Origin of the sequence: Clostridium sp. AF27-2AA (assembly GCF_003478505.1) — a bacterium.
Lineage (GTDB): Bacteria > Bacillota > Clostridia > Lachnospirales > Lachnospiraceae > Brotaphodocola.
In genome coordinates this window covers 31943-52034 of the sequence record NZ_QUFI01000016.1, presented here as the reverse complement: position 1 = coordinate 52034, position 20092 = coordinate 31943, and the positions used below count along the sequence as shown (strand labels likewise).

Annotated in this window: 21 protein-coding genes; 9 read left to right on the top strand and 12 right to left on the bottom strand. The window is 43.9% G+C overall.

What is annotated here, in order from left to right; translation table 11 throughout:
• Nucleotides 1-21 precede the first annotated feature (21 nt).
• Together DWY84_RS10465 and DWY84_RS10460 are read left to right on the top strand one after the other, a co-directional pair.
• Nucleotides 22-1110, top strand: coding sequence for a chemotaxis response regulator protein-glutamate methylesterase (locus tag DWY84_RS10465; protein WP_347560787.1), 1089 nt, complete (start codon nucleotides 22-24; stop codon nucleotides 1108-1110).
• Between the two features lie 73 nt (nucleotides 1111-1183).
• The gene (locus tag DWY84_RS10460) at nucleotides 1184-2125 is read left to right on the top strand and encodes a C39 family peptidase (RefSeq protein WP_243024828.1); all 942 of its coding nucleotides are present in this window, start codon (nucleotides 1184-1186) and stop codon (nucleotides 2123-2125) included.
• On the opposite strand, the gene DWY84_RS10455 is transcribed toward DWY84_RS10460, so the two are convergent.
• From DWY84_RS10455 to DWY84_RS10420, 8 genes are all read right to left on the bottom strand, one after another.
• Nucleotides 2062-3390 carry a glycosyltransferase gene (locus DWY84_RS10455; protein WP_118533022.1) on the bottom strand — a complete coding sequence of 443 codons (1329 nt, stop codon included), beginning with the start codon at nucleotides 3388-3390 and terminating at the stop codon, nucleotides 2062-2064. The genes DWY84_RS10460 and DWY84_RS10455 overlap by 64 nt on opposite strands.
• A gap of 94 nt (nucleotides 3391-3484) precedes the next feature.
• On the bottom strand, nucleotides 3485-4309 hold the full coding sequence (locus tag DWY84_RS10450; RefSeq protein WP_118533020.1) for a flagellin: 825 nt from the start codon (nucleotides 4307-4309) through the stop codon (nucleotides 3485-3487).
• A gap of 164 nt (nucleotides 4310-4473) precedes the next feature.
• Nucleotides 4474-5334 (bottom strand): flagellin, encoded by an 861-nt coding sequence (locus tag DWY84_RS10445; protein ID WP_118533018.1) that lies wholly within the window; start codon nucleotides 5332-5334, stop codon nucleotides 4474-4476.
• 151 nt (nucleotides 5335-5485) lie between these two features.
• Nucleotides 5486-6217, bottom strand: coding sequence for a lytic transglycosylase domain-containing protein (locus tag DWY84_RS10440; protein ID WP_118533016.1), 732 nt, complete (start codon nucleotides 6215-6217; stop codon nucleotides 5486-5488).
• Nucleotides 6218-6222: 5 nt separating this feature from the next.
• A complete protein-coding gene (locus tag DWY84_RS10435; protein ID WP_243024827.1) occupies nucleotides 6223-7269 on the bottom strand; it encodes an N-acetylmuramoyl-L-alanine amidase family protein in 1047 nt (348 codons plus the stop codon).
• 112 nt (nucleotides 7270-7381) lie between these two features.
• Nucleotides 7382-8716, bottom strand: a complete 1335-nt coding sequence (locus tag DWY84_RS10430; protein ID WP_243024826.1) for an N-acetylmuramoyl-L-alanine amidase family protein — start codon at nucleotides 8714-8716, stop codon at nucleotides 7382-7384.
• A gap of 52 nt (nucleotides 8717-8768) precedes the next feature.
• Nucleotides 8769-9080, bottom strand: coding sequence for an EscU/YscU/HrcU family type III secretion system export apparatus switch protein (locus DWY84_RS10425; RefSeq protein WP_118533012.1), 312 nt, complete (start codon nucleotides 9078-9080; stop codon nucleotides 8769-8771).
• Nucleotides 9067-10488, bottom strand: a complete 1422-nt coding sequence (locus DWY84_RS10420) for a hypothetical protein (RefSeq protein WP_118533010.1) — start codon at nucleotides 10486-10488, stop codon at nucleotides 9067-9069. Before DWY84_RS10420 ends, DWY84_RS10425 begins: the two co-directional genes overlap by 14 nt.
• A 224-nt stretch (nucleotides 10489-10712) precedes the next feature.
• Here DWY84_RS10420 and DWY84_RS10415 point away from each other — a divergent pair, with 224 nt between their 5' ends.
• The 7 genes from DWY84_RS10415 to DWY84_RS10385 all read left to right on the top strand — a co-directional run bounded on the left by DWY84_RS10415 (nucleotide 10713) and on the right by DWY84_RS10385 (nucleotide 15632).
• Nucleotides 10713-11024, top strand: coding sequence for a flagellar biosynthesis anti-sigma factor FlgM (locus DWY84_RS10415; protein ID WP_118533008.1), 312 nt, complete (start codon nucleotides 10713-10715; stop codon nucleotides 11022-11024).
• Entirely contained in the window at nucleotides 11021-11449 is a 429-nt protein-coding gene (flgN, locus tag DWY84_RS10410; RefSeq protein WP_118533006.1) for a flagellar export chaperone FlgN, read from the top strand. Before DWY84_RS10415 ends, flgN begins: the two co-directional genes overlap by 4 nt.
• A 51-nt stretch (nucleotides 11450-11500) precedes the next feature.
• On the top strand, nucleotides 11501-13174 hold the full coding sequence (locus DWY84_RS10405) for a flagellar basal body protein (protein WP_118533004.1): 1674 nt from the start codon (nucleotides 11501-11503) through the stop codon (nucleotides 13172-13174).
• A gap of 22 nt (nucleotides 13175-13196) precedes the next feature.
• On the top strand, nucleotides 13197-14327 hold the full coding sequence (locus DWY84_RS10400; protein ID WP_118533002.1) for a flagellin: 1131 nt from the start codon (nucleotides 13197-13199) through the stop codon (nucleotides 14325-14327).
• 73 nt (nucleotides 14328-14400) lie between these two features.
• Complete coding sequence (locus tag DWY84_RS10395; protein ID WP_118533000.1) at nucleotides 14401-14892, top strand: hypothetical protein; 492 nt, start codon at nucleotides 14401-14403, stop codon at nucleotides 14890-14892.
• Nucleotides 14893-14920: 28 nt separating this feature from the next.
• Nucleotides 14921-15415 (top strand): flagellar assembly protein FliW, encoded by a 495-nt coding sequence (locus tag DWY84_RS10390; RefSeq protein ID WP_118532998.1) that lies wholly within the window; start codon nucleotides 14921-14923, stop codon nucleotides 15413-15415.
• Nucleotides 15396-15632, top strand: a complete 237-nt coding sequence (locus tag DWY84_RS10385; protein WP_117483982.1) for a carbon storage regulator — start codon at nucleotides 15396-15398, stop codon at nucleotides 15630-15632. Before DWY84_RS10390 ends, DWY84_RS10385 begins: the two co-directional genes overlap by 20 nt.
• A 49-nt stretch (nucleotides 15633-15681) precedes the next feature.
• On the opposite strand, the gene DWY84_RS10380 is transcribed toward DWY84_RS10385, so the two are convergent.
• Genes DWY84_RS10380 through fliD form a run of 4 tightly spaced genes read right to left on the bottom strand, consistent with a single transcriptional unit; the run spans nucleotide 15682 to nucleotide 20050 of the window.
• A complete protein-coding gene (locus DWY84_RS10380; RefSeq protein WP_118532996.1) occupies nucleotides 15682-16773 on the bottom strand; it encodes a nucleotidyltransferase family protein in 1092 nt (363 codons plus the stop codon).
• A 6-nt stretch (nucleotides 16774-16779) separates the two neighbouring features.
• The gene (locus tag DWY84_RS10375; protein WP_118532994.1) at nucleotides 16780-17184 is read right to left on the bottom strand and encodes a hypothetical protein; all 405 of its coding nucleotides are present in this window, start codon (nucleotides 17182-17184) and stop codon (nucleotides 16780-16782) included.
• A 10-nt stretch (nucleotides 17185-17194) separates the two neighbouring features.
• Entirely contained in the window at nucleotides 17195-17602 is a 408-nt protein-coding gene (locus DWY84_RS10370) for a flagellar export chaperone FliS (RefSeq protein ID WP_118532992.1), read from the bottom strand.
• A 15-nt stretch (nucleotides 17603-17617) separates the two neighbouring features.
• Nucleotides 17618-20050 (bottom strand): flagellar filament capping protein FliD, encoded by a 2433-nt coding sequence (gene fliD / locus DWY84_RS10365; protein ID WP_118532990.1) that lies wholly within the window; start codon nucleotides 20048-20050, stop codon nucleotides 17618-17620.
• Nucleotides 20051-20092: the final 42 nt, after the last annotated feature.

Genomic DNA, 20092 nt, shown 5'->3' with positions numbered 1-20092 from the left:
TTATCTTATTAAGGAGGCATTATGATCATGGATCATAAATTAAAATTAATGGTGGTGGACGATTCACCCTTGTTCCGCACCTGGCTGATCCGTTCTCTCTCTGCGGATGACCGTTTCCAGATTGTAGGATATGCAGTAAATGCCCTTGACGCCCAGGAAAAGATCCCGCTACTGCAGCCGGATATGCTTACCCTGGATATTGAAATGCCGGGAATGTCCGGCATTGATTTTTTAAAGCAGCTTCTTCCAGTCCACCCTATCCCGGTGATTCTGGTATCTTCCCTGAACCTGAGGGTTTTTGATGCCCTGGAAGCAGGAGCTGTGGATTTTGTACGGAAACCGGATGAAACCAATGGACTGTCTAAAGAGATCTTTCTTTCTACACTCCGCTCCAAACTTATGGTAGCGGCTGCTTCCCACGTACACCTTCCTTCTGCTCTCTCAGACCCTCAGGCAGGTGGTATCCGCAAGGTTTCTTCTTTACCTCCTGCCAGAAATACTTTCCTGCAGAAACCAAAGATTCCTCTGGGTGCTTCCCCTGAAACAGTGATCGCTATCGGGGCATCTACAGGCGGTACAGAAGCCATTCTCGAAGTAGTAAAGAATTTTCCTGCAGATACTCCCGGAGTTGTCATCACCCAGCACATGCCTGCCGGTTTTACAGCCATGTATGCAGACCGTTTAAACAAGATCTGCAAAATGGAAGTACGGGAGGCGAAAAATGGAGACCGGATCCGCAAAGGTCTCATGCTTTTAGCTCCCGGAGGTCTGCAGATGCGTGTGGTACCTCTTGGAAACTCCTATGCAGTCAGTGTGCAGGAAGGAGAAAAGGTAAACGGACACAGGCCTTCTGTGGATGTGCTTTTTGACTCAGTCGCATTACATGTGCGGGAACACGCCATCGGCGTTCTTCTCACAGGAATGGGAGCAGATGGAGCTGCCGGTCTTTTGCGTATGCGCAAAAACGGCGCTTATACCATCGGACAGGACAAGAACAGCTGTGTTGTCTACGGCATGCCTATGGAAGCACATAAGATTGGCGCTGTATGCCAGCAGTGTCCTTTAAATACCATTGGTCAGACTGTCCTGGCCCGTCTATCCCTTCGTTAACGGATAAGAAATGAATGGATAAAAAATGAAAGATAGAACTTTAAAGAATCAAAAAAAACATATAAATAAAACCTTGAAACAGTTCCGACTTGCGAAAACGCTGATCCAACTTTCTATTACCGGTACAGTTTCGGTGATCACTGCCAGCCTGAGCTTTTATTTTTGCCCAGGCTTTTCTTCCCAGGTCGTAGATGAGGCCAGATCTGGCATTTACTTTGTACAGACTGCCAGCCACCGTAAATTTCAGGAGCTGGAAGACTTTTTAAAAAAACAGAATCAGACAAAACAGGGAGCACAATCAAAGACAGAGCTTTCAAAGGATACTTCCGGAATACAGGGGGGTCCAGATACATCTTCTGTCACCTCAAAGACCTCTCCGGTGATCCTTGGTAAAGCAGAAAACCTGGATATGGAGGCAAAACCGGGATCAGACGGCAATTCTTTAGATGCTGCCATCCTGGATACCAGTATGGGACCGATGTACTACTATAATCAGGGAGATACCCGCTGGAGCAGTTATCTCTACGGCGGTTCAGATCCCATGCTCCAGTATGGATGTGGTCCTACTGCTGCAGCCATGCTCATCTCCAGCTTCACAAATGACGGAGAAGCCATTACCCCGGTAACGATCGCAGACTGGTCTGCTGCCAATGGCTATTATGCCCCCCAGGGAGGTTCCTATCATAGCCTGATTCCTTCTGTCCTTGCAGCCTATGGCTTCCAGGTGGAATCTGTAACAGACCATTCTCCCCAGAATGCAGCTTCCCTTCTTTCTTCCGGTCATATCCTGGTCGCCCTTATGGGTAAGGGAAGCCTGACGCAAAACGGTCACTTTGTCCTGATCACAAAACTCCTTCCTGACGGTAATGTTTCTATCGCAGATCCTAACAGCTTTGATAACAGCACCTGCGAATGGGAGCTTCCTCTTCTCATGGAAGAGTTGAAAAAAGTCTATGACAGCGGTGCCCCGCTCTGGGCCGTTTCCATGGCTGCATCAAACTCTTCCCTCTCCTGAGGAAGGAGGATTCCCCTGAACATCCGCTCCAGATCCTTTCTGCCTATTGCCATAGCCACCCGCAGAAGGATCACCTTGTCTTTTATATCAGAATAATCATAAATCTTACCTAAAAACTGAACTACCTCTTCTGCGCTGACATTGCTCTCTGTAAAACAGTTGATCAGAGTCAGCAGCGCATTCATATCTTTGTGGTCAGTATTCAGTACGATCACACAATAGCGGACCGCTTTCTGGTAATCTCCCAGCCTTCTGCAGCCTTCTCCCAGACACTCATACATCTGGATCAGCATAGAGGTGGTAATGATCCCCCTGTTCACTGTCCCATAGGTTTCCAGCTTTGCTATAGCCAGTTCATACATCTGTACCGCTTTTTCATATTGCCCCTTTCTCCAGTACCAGTCCCCCATAACACAGTCAAAATCAGGCTCTTTCGGAAGCTTTTCCACTGCTTCTTTATAAATAGCTTCCACCTCGGCTTCCGGTGCATTCAGGCACTGGGAGACCCTTAACAGGTTTGTATAGGTATAAGAACTTCGCTGATCATATACCCCCAGTTTTTCCGGCATGGCTGCCACCGCCTTTTTGTATGCATCCCTTGCTTCTTCATTTTTTCCGTCTGAAGAATAGGTATCTCCCAGATATCCAAGATAATCACAGTTTTCAGGCTCCTGCTTCAGGATCTCCAGGATGATGTTCCGATTCCTTTCAAATTTTGACTTATCCTTCTTCTCCTGTTCCTGGTATCCGGTATGAAGGAAAGCCAGCTGCTTTGTAGCATCTGTCAGATGCAGTCCGGATCTTCCTTTTCTGACCAGGTGTTCGTGTATTTTTCCTACATAGCGCAGGTCCGGCCGGTTTACAAAAAAGCGGATCATGGTGCCGCCGCTTGTAATATGGTTGTTTTCATCCAGATCTACAATCCCTGTAAGAAGACCATCTACATCGTCTCCAACATATTCCAATATCTCCGGTATCTTCTTTGTATCCTCCGGAGTAAAGCTTTCATCTGCATCAAGAAAGGCGATCCAGTCTCCTTTTGCCTGGTCAATGGCAAAATTTTTGGCAGCAGCAAAATCATTGATCCATGGGAAGAAAAATATCTTTGCCCCCATTTCCCTGGCAATCTCCACAGTACGGTCACTGCTTCCTGTATCTACTACGATCTGTTCACACATGATATCCTTCCCCCAGGAAAGGGCACGGCGGATATTTTTTTCTTCATTTTTCACGATCATACACTGTGATATGGTTTTTTTCATCATCGGTTACCTTCTTTTTAAGTTCTAAAGGACATATTTAAAAAAAGAGGATCTGCGCAAAGCAGATCCCCTAAAAGATGCAGAATCAATTTCAAGATTACTGCAGCATACTTAATACACCCTGAGGCATAGCGTTGGACTGGGAAAGCATAGACTGAGCAGCCTGTAAAAGAATGTTGTTCTTTGTATAAGCTGTGATCTCATCTGCCATATCAGTATCACGGATACGGCTTTCCGCTGATGTAATATTTTCAGAAGTTACCTTCAGGTTGTTTACTGTATGCTCCAGACGGTTCTGGGCAGCACCAAGGGTCGCACGGTAAGTAGATACTCTCTCAATTGCAGCATCTACAGATGCCATTGCCTTGAATGCATCCGTTGTAGTACTAACTTTGATCTGATCAATAGTTAATGCTGCCGCTGTCATAGTCAGCTGTGCAACGGTCATTGCGTTGGTCTTATCTGCAGTAGCACCGATGAAGAAAGTCAGGTTCTGCCCTTTCTTCGCAGGACTTAAAGGTGTCTCACCATTGAACTTTGTAGTAGAAGCGATACGGGTAATCTCCTTGTTCAGTGCATCGACCTCAGCCTGGATGTTATCTCTTGCAGTCTTGGTATAAGTACCATTTGCTGCCTGGGTGGTCAGAGTCTTCATACGCTGAAGCATGGAGTGGGTCTCTGTCATAGCACCTTCTGCTGTCTGGATCAGACCGATCGCATCGTTTGCGTTGTTTACAGCCTGGTTTAAACCATTGATCTGGGAACGCATGGTCTCGGAAATAGCCAGACCTGCTGCGTCATCGCCTGCACGGTTGATCTTGTAACCGGAAGACAGCTTCTCTAAGTTTTTGCTCAGTGCACTCTGGTTGGTACTTAAGTTTCTGTAAGAATTGATCGCTGCAATATTATGCTGAATTACCATAATGAATTCCTCCTTTTATAAAAGAAAATATGGCAGTGGACTCCTTTCCTCTGTCTTCTATTGTCCCAAGGGCCCATTCTGGAACAGCAGAATTTTCTTTCTATATATATATATCGTCTTATGTAAAAAAAACATAAGCCTGTTTTTCATTATTTCTTTCATTTTTATTTTAAAAGTTCAAGTATGGTCTGAGGGAGATTATTTGCATTTGTAAGCATCATATTAGAGGACTGTAGGACGATGTTACTGCTGGTATATTTTGTGATCTCCTCTGCCATATTGGTATCACGGATCTGGCTTTCTGCCGCCTGCATGTTTTCACTTGTAACACTCAAGTTATTGTGAGTATGCTCCAGATGCATATAAGCAGCTCCAAAAGATGCCCTGACCTTAGAAACAGCCTCTATCGCGTTTTCAATGTATCCCACAGATTTATGTCCCTTTTCTACATCGGAAAAATCTGTCTTATCCAACTGTAGTTCCTTGCTTCCTATATAATAGCGTTCTACATCCAGAACTTCTTCAGCCTGAGCTGAACCGCCGATCTGGAGCGGGATCGTATCGTCCAGCTTTGGCGGCTGCCAGAGCGTTGTATCTGTCTTGGCATCTGCCCTGGAAAACAGGGAGATTTCTCCAAATTTAGTGGTAGAACCAATCCTGTCAATCTCCTCAAGGATCTGGTCTTTTTCCATGTTCAAGGTTTCCCTGTTGGATTGATCGTAAGTTCCATTTGCAGATTTTAAAGCCAGAGTCTTCAGTCTCTGGAGCATGGAATGGACCTCTGTCAAAGCGCCATCTCCTACATTGGTAAGTCCGATGCCGTCATCAATGTTTCTCATCGCCTGGTTCAGGCTGTTGATCCTGCTGCGCATACCTTCCGAGATCGTCAGGCCAGCTGCATCATCTCCTGCACGGACGATCCGAAAGCCGGAAGACAGCTTTTCAAGGGACTTTTTCAGCTTTCCTGTTTCGATCCCTTGATTTCTGGCAGCATTTATGGATGCTATGTTATTCTGTACCTGCATGATGTTTCACCTTCCTTTGTATCTTCTATGAGAATATCATCAAATAACCATTTGTTTTTATTATCGGCAAAATGCCTTACTTTATTGATACCAGCGTCAAGAAGCCGGAATTGCGGGAGTGCAAAGCACGCAGCAATGCGGTATCTGTCTGTCAGATCAGCGTACCCCTATCCTTACCCATATTCATCATCATCTGAAGACGGAGAATCTGCACCATATTAGACCAGTCTTCCCCGGAAAGGTTCTCTCCCTTTCCTGCTGCCAAAAGTGTACCAAGGCTGCTTCCTGTAAGGCCACTTCCTATAAGGCTGCTCACTGCTATACTGCCGGATGTTTTACCATATGTTCCGGTACTCACCGTACGTCCTGCCAGGATCGTATTGTTTCCCGCATAATCTGCCATGATCTTTTTTACATAATTCTGGGTTTCTTTATATGGTGGGATGCCTCCGTATTTGGTCACACTGCCCGGTCCAGCGTTATAGGCTGCCAGTGCAAGGCTTACGTCTCCTCCGAACCGGTCCAGATTTTGTTTTAAGTATTTTGCCCCGCCAAGGATATTTTGTCTGGCATTGTAAGGATCGCTTACTCCAAGAGAACGGGCTGTTCCCGGCATCAGCTGCATCACGCCCATAGCCCCTGCTTTGGATACAGCCTTTGGATTAAACCCTGACTCCGCCTTTGCCACCGCCCTGAGAAGTTTAGAAGGGATCTGATATAAAGCAGAAGCTTCTTCGAAAATAGAATCCATATCTTCTTTTATGGCATTCAGCCCATTTTTCAGTATCCCCTGAAATTCCTGGACCGGTGTTGTCTTCTGTGTCTGATCTGCTGCCTGTGCAGCTAACTTTACTCCATCTCCTGTTATCGGTGCTAAACTCATATTTCTTACTCCTTTCGGCCTGCGCCGTCTGCTCCAAGGTACCAGCCGTCCTGAGAACGGTTTACTGCCATAGATCCATCGTTATTTAAATAATACCAGATATTTTTATCATAAAACCAGCCGGTCTTCATATCCCCATCCGGGTTTAAGTAATACCATGTTCCATTTCCAGTATCCACCCAGCCGGTCTTCATACAGCCATTTCCATCGAAATAATACCATTTTCCACCATACAGGAACCATCCCCTGGTACGGTTTCCTTCAGCGTTAAAGTAGTACCATATACCTCCCACCAGCTTCCAGGTATTGACTGCCAGAGTCCCATCCGGCATAACAAAGTTGTCTCCCTTTAGAGAACCTGCTACGCCGGGACCAGTACTGCTGCTCTGGGAAGTTGCTGCATGTTTTTTTTCTTTCTCCTCTTCCTCACTGTCATCTATATCCTGTTCCTGTGATGTAACAAATTCCCCTTCTTTTAAGTATTTTTTCTGTTCTGCTGTAACCGGGACCGCTTTTACCTGATAATAGTAGATCTTGTCCGGATCTGTCATGTACTCCTTTAAGCTGACAGAGTTATCTGTAACTGTCATCCGTTTTACCACTTTATCATTTCCATATAAAGTCAGGGTATAGCCCGGAGCATAGTCTACCTTCTTCCACACTGCCTTTTCTGAGTCAAGTGAACTCCAGCCTGCTAAAGCTGTGTCACCCAGAACAGTGACCGGCGTATAGTCCACTTTTACCTGCATGGTGGTATTATCCAGGGCTTTCGCCGATACAAAATCCGCCCCGGTCACACGGCATTTGGATCGTCCAAGGGACACAGGAAAATACTTTCCCTGTGCAGCATCCACCGTGATCTCCATCCGTACCTTTTTACCAGGTTTCCAGTTTTCATATTCTGTTTTGTAATAAATATCCCCAATGGATACCCCTGATCCGCTGATGGTGATCTGGGGCTGTGGTATTTCCTCCGGATCTCCAAAAGTGGTGTCAAATTTAATACTCATGGTCTCGATGATGCTGCTCTCTGCCCCATAAGCTGTATACATATGAAAGATTCCCCCCGGTAAAGACTGTAAGCTTCCTGTTCCAAGCAGCAGTCCTGTTCCGGCACAAAGGAGTATTTTTCTGATCATTTTCATATCCATTCCTCACATATCTTTACCTGTACCAGATCCCGTCCTCATTAACATAAAATCCATTGATATACTGGTTTTTTGCCATTTCACCTGAATCCGGCCAAAAATAATACCAATTCCCGTCAATCTGATACCAGCCGGTAGCCATAACTCCGTCAGCATCCAGGAAATAAGTTTTCCCTTCCCGGATCATCCAGCCGGTAAGCATAGCTCCCTGAAGGCTGTTGTCAAGTGTGTTTAAGTAATACCAGGAACCATTCTGTTCCAGCCAGCCGGTATATAAGGAGCCGTCTTCCCTGAAAAAGTAATAATCCGCCCCTATGATCTTCCAGCCTCCATAAGCCATGGTTCCCTGTGTATGCCCATTTTCCGTTAATGGCCAGAAATAATACCACTGTCCATTGATCTTTGCCCATCCGGCTGCCATTTCCCCGGTATCATACAGGTAATACCAGTCATTTGCCAGCTTCTGCCAGCCGGTGAGCATCGTGCCATTGACATCAAAATAATACCAGTATCCGTTGAGCGACTGCCATGCACCCCGGCATATAGAGCCATCCGGAAATCTGTAATTCCATATATTGTCTTTTTTTACCCAGCCTACTGTATCTGTGGTTCCGGGCTTTGCAGAAGGATTTTTTGATTGCTGTCCTTTACCATCTGATACATACCGGTCTGTAATGGAAAGCTCCCCGGATTCTATCCATTCACTTTTTCCACCATATTTTTTTTGGGAATCCGTTCCCGGTACCGTTCGCACCTTAAAGGTATACTCTCCTGTTTTTGTCATATATGGATAAAAATTATACTGGACTGCACTGGTCTGGGAGACGCTGTAAACTTTCGATTTTCCTCTGTAAAGCTGTACCTCGTAATAACCGGATGTGTTATCCGGCTTTTCCCATTTAGCCTGTCCCAGGCTTTTTTCATTCCACCAGGCATCTTCCGGAGCAGCATAGTCTCCTTTGATCCCTTTTACCCGCAGGGTAACTACCAGTTCATCTCCATCTCGTCTGGCAGACACAAATGTGCCTCCACTGATCTTTACATTCGCTTTTTTATAGCTGGAAACAAAATAATCTTCACTGACATCTTCCGGTTCCAGGGTGACTTTCATCTGAGGCTCTTCAGCAGCTTTCAGTTCATTGGAACTTTTATCCGTCCATTCGGCCTCGGAAACGCTGTATTTACCTCCACTTGCATCTACTGCCACTTCTCCATCTGAAACCGTGGTCGTTTCCAGTTTTATATCTGGAAGCTTGCTGCCTGCTTCCAGCTTGGATGTAACACGGATATTTACTGTTTTTATCTCTTTTGCTGCTGCAAAAGCATCTATCTTTCCCCACTGAAACAGCAAGACTCCCGAAAGAAGGAGCAGAAACATTTTATGTCTGTGTCTGAACTTTCTATCAGGTATTTTTGGATTTTGTTTCATTCTCTTTTTCCTCCGATGACGGCACATATCCTAAAAAATAAATGTAGATTTCTATGATCGCCTGATATAATTCTTCCGGCACTGCCGCTCCCAGCTGTAATCTGCTTAAAAGAGTTGCAAGGGAATCATCCTCATAAACAGGAACTCCTGATTTTCTGGCTGCTTCTGTGATCTTTTCTGCCATATATCCCATTCCGGAAGCAACGATCACCGGGGCAGTGTCCTTTTCCGGTGAATATTGAAGCGCAACTGCCTTTTGCTCTAATAGCCGCTCAAACGCTGACATTGATTCCATTCTCCTTTTTTCTTATCTTTGGGAAAACATCCAGAAGACGGTAATGAGCTTTTCTTTCCTGTACCTGCATCATTTTCACGCGCATCCCGTTTCTGGTACATATTTCCTGAAGCTTTGCCTGTATCTCTCCGGCACCGGCAGAAAGATTTTTAGGAACTCCCAATTCCATGGATATTTTATGATCCTGGAGATCTGCCAGAAGCTGGAAATCTCCCAATCCCCTGATCTCAAAGTCCACCAGAAGGCGTATTTTCCTGCCGCCATCTTTCTCTTCTTCTTTTTTCTCTGCATCCGGATCGATCCAAAATTCAGATACCGCCTCTTTTCCCTGATATTGAAAAGGAAGGATAAAATGATTGACAGGCATATATACGCTTTCGTTTACCAGCATCCCACGCATTAGCTGGTAAAAATCCTGTACCTGTTCCAGCCCGGCTTCTCCTTTTGCTCCTCTTTCCACAAGTGCGCCAAAGATATCTCCATAAATATTTCCTTTTTTTCCTTCTGAACCGGTAAGTACAGCATACAGTTCTTCAGGCTCTGTTTCAAAAAAACGTTTAAAATCCCTATTAGCTGCAATTTGTTCAAAAAGGCTCCTGAGAAGGACACTGCTTCCGTTTTCATAACGTGCCCCATAAAGGATCAGCTGGATCACGCTGCTTCTTACACTGCCATAATCATGGGTACGGGAAATATATTTTGAAAGAAAGGGGACCAGCTTCTGAAACAAAACCTGGGCATTTTCTTTCGTTTCCCCATTTTCTGCATTCCAGTCCAGCTGATCCAGAATCGATGCGTATTCCTGTCTTGCAGAGGTGTAAAGCATTCCTTTTATATCATCTGTCAGTTCCTGCATCTGTCCTAAAAGATGCTCGCCGCTGGAATAATTGTTGAATACCTGAAGGAATTTGAGGGCTGTTTCCTGCAGGCCTCTGTTTCCTTCCTGCTGCAAAAGAGTTCTCAGGTTTTCGAAGAAAGTACCGGAAAATTTTGTCTGTCCCTGCATTTTCAAAAAATCCAGCAGCTGGCCAGGATCTTCAAAACTGGCAGAATCCAGCAGCTGCTGCACCATTTTGCCCAGACCTTCATCACCTTTAGCGATAAAGGCTCCATCCCGGAACAGGATCCGGCCCAGGGAATCCTTTATTTCATTTTCCTGCCCCAGCTTCTGAAGAAAGTCAGTATAATTTCCATTATAATTGCGGACGCTGAAGCCACTTTCATTTTCCTGGTCACCAGCGGTACCGCTTTTCTGTCCATCTGCCCGCACTACACGAGATGGGTCAGAAGGATTCTGGATCTGGGAACTGTTCAGGGCGCTTTGCTGCTCCTGGCCTGTATGGACATTTCTATTATCTATATATGTAGAAGGATCTGTTACCTGTAATATATTAGACATGTTTTATTCCTTTTCTTTTTAATTCTATATATTATACTAATATGAGTTTATCCTGCATACTTCCATATGTTTATTTAGTCGTCGTTTTCCCGTTTTTTATAAATATAATTTTTCTTATATTTTCAAGAAAAAAGGCGATAATTTACATAGATTCAGTAAGCATGTGAGAATCACAGGATACTTTTGTGGTCCTGCCGTTTTATTTTAAGGTGAGGAGTAATTGTATGAAAATTCAAGATTCTATCCAGGAGCAAATACACATGGAACATGTATCAATGAGACAAAGCAACATTGCTTTGTCTGATAAAATTTCTGCAAAACCGGCTGATCTTGACCGAGCCAGTTTTGAATACACCGAAGGTATTTCGGCTGATGAAACACTTTTTGCACGATCTCTGGCTCACAGCATTACAGAAGATGTCTGCCGCGAGAAAGGCGTTTCCGTTGAAAAGGCTGCCCAACTGAAAAAACAGGTTGAGGAAGGAACCTACGAACCGGATCCCATGGCCATTGCAAGGGCCATGTATAATCTATGAGGGCGCCTGAAAGCCTGATCCCGGTATTAGAACAGCTGTGTACTGTATTAGAACAGTTATGCCAGGTTGAGGCTGATAAACTAACTGTTATTTCAGCTGATCATCCCGATCAGCTGGAATCTCTTTTAAATGATGAAAACATGCTTTTACTGCAGCTGCGCGGACTAGATAAAAAACGAAGTGATCTTCTTCGCAAGTCGGGTCTTGAGGGCCTTACTTTCCGCCAGATTTTGATGCAGGAGGACAGCGAGGAGGCTGTGGCACTTCTCTCTCCGATCCTGGAACGGTTATCCAGCCAGGCTGAAAAGCTGAAAAAGATAAAAGGTGGCACAGACCGTCTGATCCGGATCCGCATGAAGCAGTTAGAACAGCGCCTTTCCGGTGCGAAGCAGAGCGATCCTCATGTTTATGACAAATATGTCTGATAAAACTGTGGGGACTGCAGGATATTTATATTTTGGAGGTAATAATACTTTATGGTAAGAGCAACTTTTTCCGGTTTTAATACCGCTCTGTCCGCTCTCCAGGCCAACCAGAAACGTCTGGATATTACAGGACAGAATTTGTCAAATATGAATACTGCCGGATATACCAGGCAGCAGTTAGAGGCATCCAGCCTTAATTATACGAATCCTGTTTCCCATTATTCTAATGGGAATGAAACTGCAGTAGGCTTTGGGGTAAGCATGAACCGGGTCTCACAGATCAGAGATCCTTATCTGGATATCCAATACCGCAGCCAGTCTGCTGACTGCAGCTATACCAATCGTTTACAGACTGCCCTTAATTCCCTGTCAAAGGTACTGGACGAAACAACCATTTCCGGCATCCGTCAGGCATTTGATGATGTCCAGTCTACCCTTACAAGCATGCAAGATCCTGCAAAGGTATCCGATCCCATCTATGAAAGTGAGCTGCGAACTAAAATGCAGTCTGTATGTAATCTTTTTAACCAGGCATCCAGACAGATCACACAGGCCGAACAGAATGAATTTCAAAGGCTCACAGGGGAAGGCAGCAGTGAACAGGGCGATGTGCAGAAGATCAATGACATCCTCCGCCAGATCGGTGACCTGAACGTACAGATCAAACGTAACCAGGTTGCCGGTCATCCTTCTCTGGAACTGCAGGATGAACGTAATCTTCTCCTGGATGAGCTTTCCGGTTATATTCCTGTTGAAACCAGATATTACAAGGATGATGCCCATTCCGGGAATAACGCCTATGACTATGATGCAAATGGTGCTGTGATCGGCAAGAAAGATTGGCCTGATGACCTGGAAGTGAGCATGAATTATATTGATGCCCAGGGAAAGAGCCAGAAGCTGATCCTGGTAAACGGATCTGACCTTGGTGCTAACGGTCTCACAAAAAACTACGGTCAGTTAAGTGTGTTAAAAGGCGATCACCAGACAGCTGCTTCTGTTTCTGATCCTGCAAACATTTCCATCAAGTTTGAAAAAGCCCCCAGCTATAAAGGGAATGGACAGGCAGCTGCAGATGTATACGCAGAGTCAAAAGGGATCCATTTTGAAGGCGGCTCTCTTCAGGCAAGCCTGGATATGCTCCAGAAAACAGGTACCGGCAATGTGATAAATGGATCTACTGCTGTGGATGATGTCCGTGGATACCAGTATTACTCAGAAAAACTGAATCAGTTAGCTTCCACTTTCGCAAAATCCATGAATGACATCAACAATGGCAAAAACCACACGGATCAGAATCTTTTATCTAATTCCACCGATGACTCAACAACTGGTATAACAGCCGGAAATATCGGTATCAGCAAAGGCTGGACCAGTGGAACGGTCCATATTTCTACAGACGGCACCAACCGCACAGATACAGTCCTTGATATGATCGCAGCTATGAAGGATACCAAGAAATTGAATGGAAAGACATTTGCTGATTATATGAATAACCTTTCCACCCAGCTGGCATCTGATTCCAGTTCCAACCAGACTGCATTAAAGACGGGCACAACTGTTTTAAACAGTATCCAGGACTCCAGAGAATCTCTTTCCGGTGTCAGCCTGGATGAAGAAGCAACCAATATGATGGCCTACGTTTCAGCCTATAATGCTGCTTCCCGTCTGATGACTGCCCTTGATGAAGTGTTGAATACCCTGATCAGTAATACTGGTGCATAAATATAAGGAGGATTAATAAATTATGAGAGTTGTACGTTCATCTGTTTACCGCAGGTATACTTCTTCTTTAAATGATCTTCAAAGCAATCTGAACAAAAGCATGAACAAGGTTTCTACCGGCGCTGCTTATGAAACAGCTGCTGATAATCCTCTTGCTTATTATCAGGGAAAGAAAATGGATCATTTATATCAGGATGCAAAGAGTAAAAGTTCTATTTTAGGTGATATTAAAAACCGTCTGTACCAACAGGAGCAGGGTGCAAGGGATATCCAGAAAACTTTAAGCAACAGTAAGACTTCCATGCAGTATGTGCTGGATTCCTCCCATAACAGCTCAAAAACTTCTGTCCAGACAAAAAGAGATGCTCTTCTTCAGGATGTGCAGAGCATGGTCAGCAATCTGAACAGCCAGTATCAGGATTTCTATGTTTACGGCGGAAATGATATTACAACAGCTCCGTTTTCTCTAAGCGGAGATGGAAAAACCCTTACTTATACCCATAAGTATTCAGACGGTACCACAAAGACGGTCAATATGACCATGGCATATGATAAAAATACAAATACTTACAGTTATGATTTAGGCCCTAACCCTGATGATGCCCTGAACAACCTTGTGACAGCTATGAGAGAACAAGGCCGGGTAGATATCGGTTATGGCGATATTTCCAACCGCCAGTCTCTTTTAGATACCTATACAGGAGGACTGAATATGCTTACGGGGCTTACTTCAGATTCCTTAAATGCCATGTCTGATGCGGATGCAAAGAAAGCGGTCAAAGCTGCCCTGGAAACCACTCCTGTGGCACTTCTCAGCCGTTCGGTTATGGCCTGTGATAATTATATCAGTGATACTACAACCGTTGATCAATTTACAGATACTATGGGCAGTGTACTTAAGGATGCAGCTAATACAGAGCATACCATCAGCACCGTTTACAGCGACCTTGGCAATAAATATTCCCTGGTAGAAACTACAAAAACCCGTCTTGATACTTTAAGCGACAACCTGACAGAGGAATACAAAGACATTCTCGGAGCTGATCCTTATGAGGCCATCACAGAAATGTACTCTTACCAGTACTCCTATTCTGCTGCTTTAAAAATGGGGTCAAACCTGATGCAGTCATCTCTTTTTGATTTTATAAAATGATACCGATACATTGTTTACAAAAAACAAGCAAAAAATAACTTTCTATTTTCAGGTCTGAAGAAGGTGAAAATGTATGAAACCTGTGATTGAAGCAAATTTTAAACCTTTTGAATCTGTCCGTTTCCGTCAAAATGCCAGGCTGGTTTCAAAGGACCAGCTGGCAGCAAGACAGCATCAGGCTATTTCCCAATACCGCCTGAAAGCACGCCAGGCTCAAAATTACGGGATCAGTTTTCCGGAAAGCATGACCTGTATCCAGGAGATCAGACAAGCTTTTGATCTCCAGGATACTGTGCAAAGAGTACATGGCGCAGCAAACGTCTCTGGATCAGGAAACAGCTTTGGTGATCCATTTTCTGGAAGCCCTGACAATAATGGGTTGTATACCCTTCAGAGAGGTGAATTTGAATTTCGTGTGGCATCTGGCGATCTGGAATACATACCAGCCCTGGAAATGACCATCATAACCTCTTACCCTGAAGTAGAATTTATATATACCGGCACCCCCAATTATGTTCCACCAAAAAAAGAGCCGGATTCCCCTGCTCTTAATATTACCATATAAAAACTGATCCCCGGAGGCTTATACAAGCATGAAGATTGATACAAAATATTACGGCGAGATGGATTATACGAAAGACGAGCTGGTTGTATTTCCAGATGGTTTATTTGGTTTTTCCCAGTACCATGACTATCTTCCCCTCTCTATGGAGGAAGATGACAGCTCCCTGCTGATATTGCAGTCTGTAGACGAACCTTATGTAGCCTTTTTTCTCATCGATGCAGCAGCACTCTTTCCTTCTTATTCACCGGTTCTTCTACCGGAAGAATTATCCTTTCTGGAAGTAAATTCCAGTGATGAATTGTCTTATTATGCCATATGTACTGTAAAGAAGGATTATCTGGATGGAACCGTCAACTTGAAATGTCCTCTTGCCATTAATCCGGATACCCGCAAAGGGATCCAGGTGATCTTATCCAACGCTGACTATAATTACCGCCATACCTTACGTTCTCTTCTTGGTAAAGAGATAAAGGAACAGGACACTAAAAAGGAGATAAATAGCCATGCTGATACTGAAACGTAAAAAAAATGACAGTATCCTGATCGGGAATGACATACGCATCACTGTACTTGACTGCGACAATGGATCTGTCAGCCTGGCTATAAATGCCCCGAAGCATATTTCTATTTTGCGGGAAGAATTGACAGAAGCAGAACGCAGCAACCTGGATGCCTTATTATCTGATACAGATTCACTGCGCTCTATTGAAAAAGGACTGAATTCTTATATGAAGAAATAGACCATAAGCTTAGTGACCCGCAAACGGGTGAATACTGATAAAATGACTCTTATCTGCTAAACCAAATATCATATAGCTCTTTCAGCTGCCGGCGTACGAGAGAAAAAAACTCTCTCAGACGCCGGTAAAATAATGCTCTTTTTTCCATGCGGTTTTCCCATTCTTCTTCTTTCAATATGTCTGATCTAAGATCCAGCGCCTGTTCATCTGTTTCCGGCCCAAATTTCCCAGTCATGCCATAGAATACATTTTTCTCCAGTATATCAAATACCTGGAGTTCTTCTTCCTCTGTCTCCATGCTGGCACATTCTTCCCGTGTTCCAAACCACATATAGCTTAAATGCAGAAGCTTCTGCGCCAGTATATTTACTTTAAATTCCTTTAACCGGTTCTCAAGATCCTGAAGCTGGTTTTCTGCTGCTGTTTTTCTGTAAAATACATATAAGTCTGCCAGGTGGCGTATCTGCAGATGTCCTGTTACATATAGGTAAGAAGACTGCACCATAAGGTATACCAGCTGGTCTATGGCATTCCATTCATAAATGTAGTTTTCATTTTCTTTCAGGAAAGCACGCTGGATCAGCTTTTCCATCCCCCTCTGGTATACCTGGGTTTTAAAAGGAAAGGTATCATAGATTTCAACAGAAAAGCGGCCTGGTATACGCATCTTTTCACCCACTCCCGGATAGAGCGTATCCGTTTCGTAGCCTATATTGACCAGATAGCCTTTTGCAAAAAGATAATCTTCCGGGTCAAGAAAAAAAAGCTTCAGAGAGCTTTCCCCCGCCATTTCCTCTCTTGGATACAGCTGTCTGCGGCTGCTGGAGGAAAGGACAAGTACCGGGATTTTTTTTAATTCCAGAAGGACCAGTATCTCCCGTTCTCCTTCTGTGCAGCTTTCGTTGAATTTCAGAATATCACTGTAGCGCTCATAAAAGCGTGTTTTCCACCGTTCCGGTATTTTTTCATTATTTCCAAGGATTGCAAGATAGATCAGGTTTGAAATTTTATTATAATCTGCAACCCGGAACAGCTTTTCCCAGTCCAGATTTCCATGAAGCGGCTTTAAATCATCCTGGCGCATAACAAATGCAGCCATATTTACCAGTATGCGGCCTTCATAAAAGTTTTGATTTTCCATTTAACTTCACCTGTTTTTTGATATTCTTCTGTTAAGTCCCCCATCGATCCTGCGTATCTTATCTAAAAGCTTTTCTGTGCGGCAACGCAGATCCTCAATACGCTTCTCCAGCATTTTTTCCTGCTCTGTCTTTCCCTGAAAACAGCTTTTTACATTCTTTAATGGACCTTTAGCCAGATCTCGTAGATACCGGGCCTGAAGGCTGTTTCCCGCAGTCTGCAGGATGATCTGTTCTTCACAGTCTGCATGGCGCTGCAGCTGTTCTCCCCTCATATCTAAAAGAAGAGAGGCGGAGACTGTGTCGCCTCGCTCCACTGCCTCCGCCAGTTCTTCCGTCAGACTACAAACTTCTCTTAATATATTATATCTCCTTTGAAGATATATCACAATTGTTTCCAAGTCTGCACTCATATATTCTCCTTTAACCGAAAACACTTCGTTCTCTCACAATGTGCTGATCACCGGAAATCTTTCCCGCCTGGTTAAATGCATCTCTTAATTCAGAAAGTATGTGGCTGATCCTTGGAAGCTCTTCTGCCCTGCGTTCCCTTCCTGCTTTAACACGGCTGATATCATAGATCAGGTACTCATAGATACGTTTCAGATCCTTGCTGATGGGATACTGCATATCCAGTATCTGTATTAAATACCGGACGATCCGTCCTGTTCTTTCGAGACATTCTTCAAAAGTCTCATATTTTTTATCCTCAAGTGCGATCTGTGCCATTTTCAGACGCTTCACTGCTTCGTCATACAATAAAAGCAACAACTCCAGATTGCTCATAGAATAGATCGTACTTTCCTTGTACTGCTTAAACTTTTCATACATGTTTCCTTACCCCCATCAGCCACCTAACTGTGACAGGTAGCTGGACTGTGAATTCATCTGATTGATCAGCCTTTCCATCTGCGTAAACTGGCTGATATAACGGTCCTGCTCAGTTGACAGCTGGGACTGCAGGTTTGTGATGGTTTCCTGCATATCCTTTAATTCTTTATAAATACTGTTGTTAGTCAGGGTCAGGCTTAGTTTTTCAGATCCTGCCTCTTCAATAAGCACACCATAGGAATTTCCATTCCTGCTTGCATATCTGGTGGCATAAGTAGAAAGAGTACTGTCTATGGTGTTTACAATACCATGCGTGCCTGTGAACAGGTCTGATACCTTTTCCGGATCACTGTCCATGGCAGTTTTAAACTTTTCTTCATCAAATACGATCTTTCCACCTGCTGTGTAATCATCTGAGAAGGAAATTCCGATCTTTTCAAGATCGTCATAAGAAACACCGTTTATCATCATTGAAGAGAAAATACCCTGGGTAGCATTGTCCAGATCTTTTAAAGCGCTGCTGTTGTACAGAATACCCTCTTTTGCCTTATCCTCCCAGTTTTTAATGGAGGTTTCATTCATTTCATTTTTCTGGTCATCTGTCAGAGGCTTATAATTACTGTCCGGCTTGGTTGTTGCCTGGGTGCGGACCTCATCGATCATGGCATTATAAGCTTCAATGAATTTCTTTACAGTCTCTGTCACCTTTTCTGTATCTGCTGAAGCAGTAAAGCTGACGCCTCCTTCAGCAGTGGCAGAGCCTGTATTAAATGTATTAGTGGCTCTAATATCCAGACCGTCAATGGAGAAGGTATTGCTGCTGCTGGTAATGGTGGTCTTTACACCATTATAGAGAATACTCATCTCACCGTCTGTGCCATCTTGGCTTACCCCGCCGAAAATGAGATTTGCTGCATCATCTTCCGCACCAAGGCTGATCTCACGGCCCTCACCTTTTTCATTGGAAGAAAGAACAAATTTATTTTCCCTGCCCAGATAGGTGGCAGTTACTCCTGCATCTTTATTATTATTGATCGCAGTAAGCAGTTCGCTAACTGTAGTATCAACAGTAATGCCTTCTATTTTTGTACCATTGACTGTAAAGTTCTCTAATGCATTGTTTAAGTCTTCTTTTGTCTTGTACTTTTCCAGTCCCAGCTTGCCCCTGTTCTCCCACAGGCTGCTTCCTGTACTGATCTTGTTTGACTGGGTAGATGTGATACCCAGGGCATTCTGAAGTTCCTTTGAGTCTGCGGATATCTGTAATGTCTGTTTGTTGTCTTTTGCAGTGCTGTCTGTTGCAGTGTTGTCTTTTGGAATAGTAAACGTCAGTCTGTGTTCATCATCCTCACCTACAGTAACCTTTCCTGAACCGAAGGCTTTATTCAGTTTTGTCTGTAAGCTAGTCTTAAAATCTGAAAATTCTTTTATCTCTTCCTTATCGCCGATCAGTTCAATATTCTTTGTCTGTCCGCCATAAGAAACAGAAATTGATTTTCCCTTAAGATAGCTGGAAAGGGACTGCTTTGTTATAGCTGCAGCCTCGAATGAAGATGTATGGTCGTTAAATTCCTTAAGTGAAATGCCGTTATCTATATCATCCTGATTCATTTTTTTGTCGGAATTAAAGCCAAGACTCTTTAAAGCAGATGATGTTCCCCTGATCACACAGCTTTTTCCTTTATCGGTAATATTTGGTGTCTGACTGATCTGGATCTGAGCACCACTCAGTTCAAATTTAATACCGCTCTTTCCATCTTTTCCGAGAAATCCTTGGGAATCAAGGGCTTCATTCAGCTGGTTTACTATATCTTTAGAACTAGCTGTATAATCAATGGTGACTGTCTCTGTTTTTCCACCGTCCAGCTTTTTTTCATAACTGGTGGGGAACGTAAAGGTTGCCTCCTCTGTGAATTTCTTATCTGTAATACTGTAGGTTCCAAATGTCAGCTTCGTTCCGGAAAGATTGGAGGTCTTTACTTCTTTATTTTTAAAATCAGACGCGCTGATGCCGCCTAAGGTAATAGGTGAAGCTCCTTTTTCGCCGGAGATCAATGTGGCAGATGTTGCTAATTGGTTTACCCCCAGAACTGATACCCTGGATGCAGTGTCTGCATTTCCTGTCGCTGATATATATTTTGTATAGGCAGGATCTCCCTGTGCACTGACCTGGTTTTTTGCAAAGAAATCACTGTTTTTTAAGCTCTTTGTTGCTGAATAGCTAAGGTAATTGTCCTGAAGATCTATGATCTTATTGCTGATAGAACGATATGCATCCCGCTTCCATTCCAGTTTAGTCATAGCCTGCTTCTTGGCTGTGATCTTGGATGTTGTTCTTGCTGTCATCTGTTCGATCAGTGCATCCCTGTCAATACCGGAAGCTAAACCACCAAATCCTCTTAAAGCTGTATTTCCAAGACTGCTGCTTGTACTTGATACACTTGACATATCTGCTGCTCCTTTCAGTCATGTGATGTCGCGGAGTACATA

Excerpts from the sequence above, each read along its gene's own strand:
- DWY84_RS10440 (WP_118533016.1), bottom strand. The coding sequence starts at position 6,217 with ATGAGTTTAGCACCGATAACAGGAGATGGAGTAAAGTTAGCTGCACAG.
- DWY84_RS10370 (WP_118532992.1), bottom strand. The coding sequence starts at position 17,602 with ATGTATGAAAAGTTTAAGCAGTACAAGGAAAGTACGATCTATTCTATG.
- DWY84_RS10375 (WP_118532994.1), bottom strand. The coding sequence starts at position 17,184 with ATGAGTGCAGACTTGGAAACAATTGTGATATATCTTCAAAGGAGATAT.
- DWY84_RS10390 (WP_118532998.1), top strand. The coding sequence starts at position 14,921 with ATGAAGATTGATACAAAATATTACGGCGAGATGGATTATACGAAAGAC.
- DWY84_RS10415 (WP_118533008.1), top strand. The coding sequence starts at position 10,713 with ATGAAAATTCAAGATTCTATCCAGGAGCAAATACACATGGAACATGTA.
- flgN (WP_118533006.1), top strand. The coding sequence starts at position 11,021 with ATGAGGGCGCCTGAAAGCCTGATCCCGGTATTAGAACAGCTGTGTACT.
- DWY84_RS10435 (WP_243024827.1), bottom strand. The coding sequence starts at position 7,269 with ATGTATACAGCTTATGGGGCAGAGAGCAGCATCATCGAGACCATGAGT.
- DWY84_RS10425 (WP_118533012.1), bottom strand. The coding sequence starts at position 9,080 with ATGTCAGCGTTTGAGCGGCTATTAGAGCAAAAGGCAGTTGCGCTTCAA.
- DWY84_RS10400 (WP_118533002.1), top strand. The coding sequence starts at position 13,197 with ATGAGAGTTGTACGTTCATCTGTTTACCGCAGGTATACTTCTTCTTTA.
- fliD (WP_118532990.1), bottom strand. The coding sequence starts at position 20,050 with ATGTCAAGTGTATCAAGTACAAGCAGCAGTCTTGGAAATACAGCTTTA.
- DWY84_RS10465 (WP_347560787.1), top strand. The coding sequence starts at position 22 with ATGATCATGGATCATAAATTAAAATTAATGGTGGTGGACGATTCACCC.
- DWY84_RS10455 (WP_118533022.1), bottom strand. The coding sequence starts at position 3,390 with ATGATGAAAAAAACCATATCACAGTGTATGATCGTGAAAAATGAAGAA.
- DWY84_RS10445 (WP_118533018.1), bottom strand. The coding sequence starts at position 5,334 with ATGCAGGTACAGAATAACATAGCATCCATAAATGCTGCCAGAAATCAA.
- DWY84_RS10450 (WP_118533020.1), bottom strand. The coding sequence starts at position 4,309 with ATGGTAATTCAGCATAATATTGCAGCGATCAATTCTTACAGAAACTTA.
- DWY84_RS10405 (WP_118533004.1), top strand. The coding sequence starts at position 11,501 with ATGGTAAGAGCAACTTTTTCCGGTTTTAATACCGCTCTGTCCGCTCTC.
- DWY84_RS10420 (WP_118533010.1), bottom strand. The coding sequence starts at position 10,488 with ATGTCTAATATATTACAGGTAACAGATCCTTCTACATATATAGATAAT.
- DWY84_RS10395 (WP_118533000.1), top strand. The coding sequence starts at position 14,401 with ATGAAACCTGTGATTGAAGCAAATTTTAAACCTTTTGAATCTGTCCGT.
- DWY84_RS10385 (WP_117483982.1), top strand. The coding sequence starts at position 15,396 with ATGCTGATACTGAAACGTAAAAAAAATGACAGTATCCTGATCGGGAAT.
- DWY84_RS10380 (WP_118532996.1), bottom strand. The coding sequence starts at position 16,773 with ATGGAAAATCAAAACTTTTATGAAGGCCGCATACTGGTAAATATGGCT.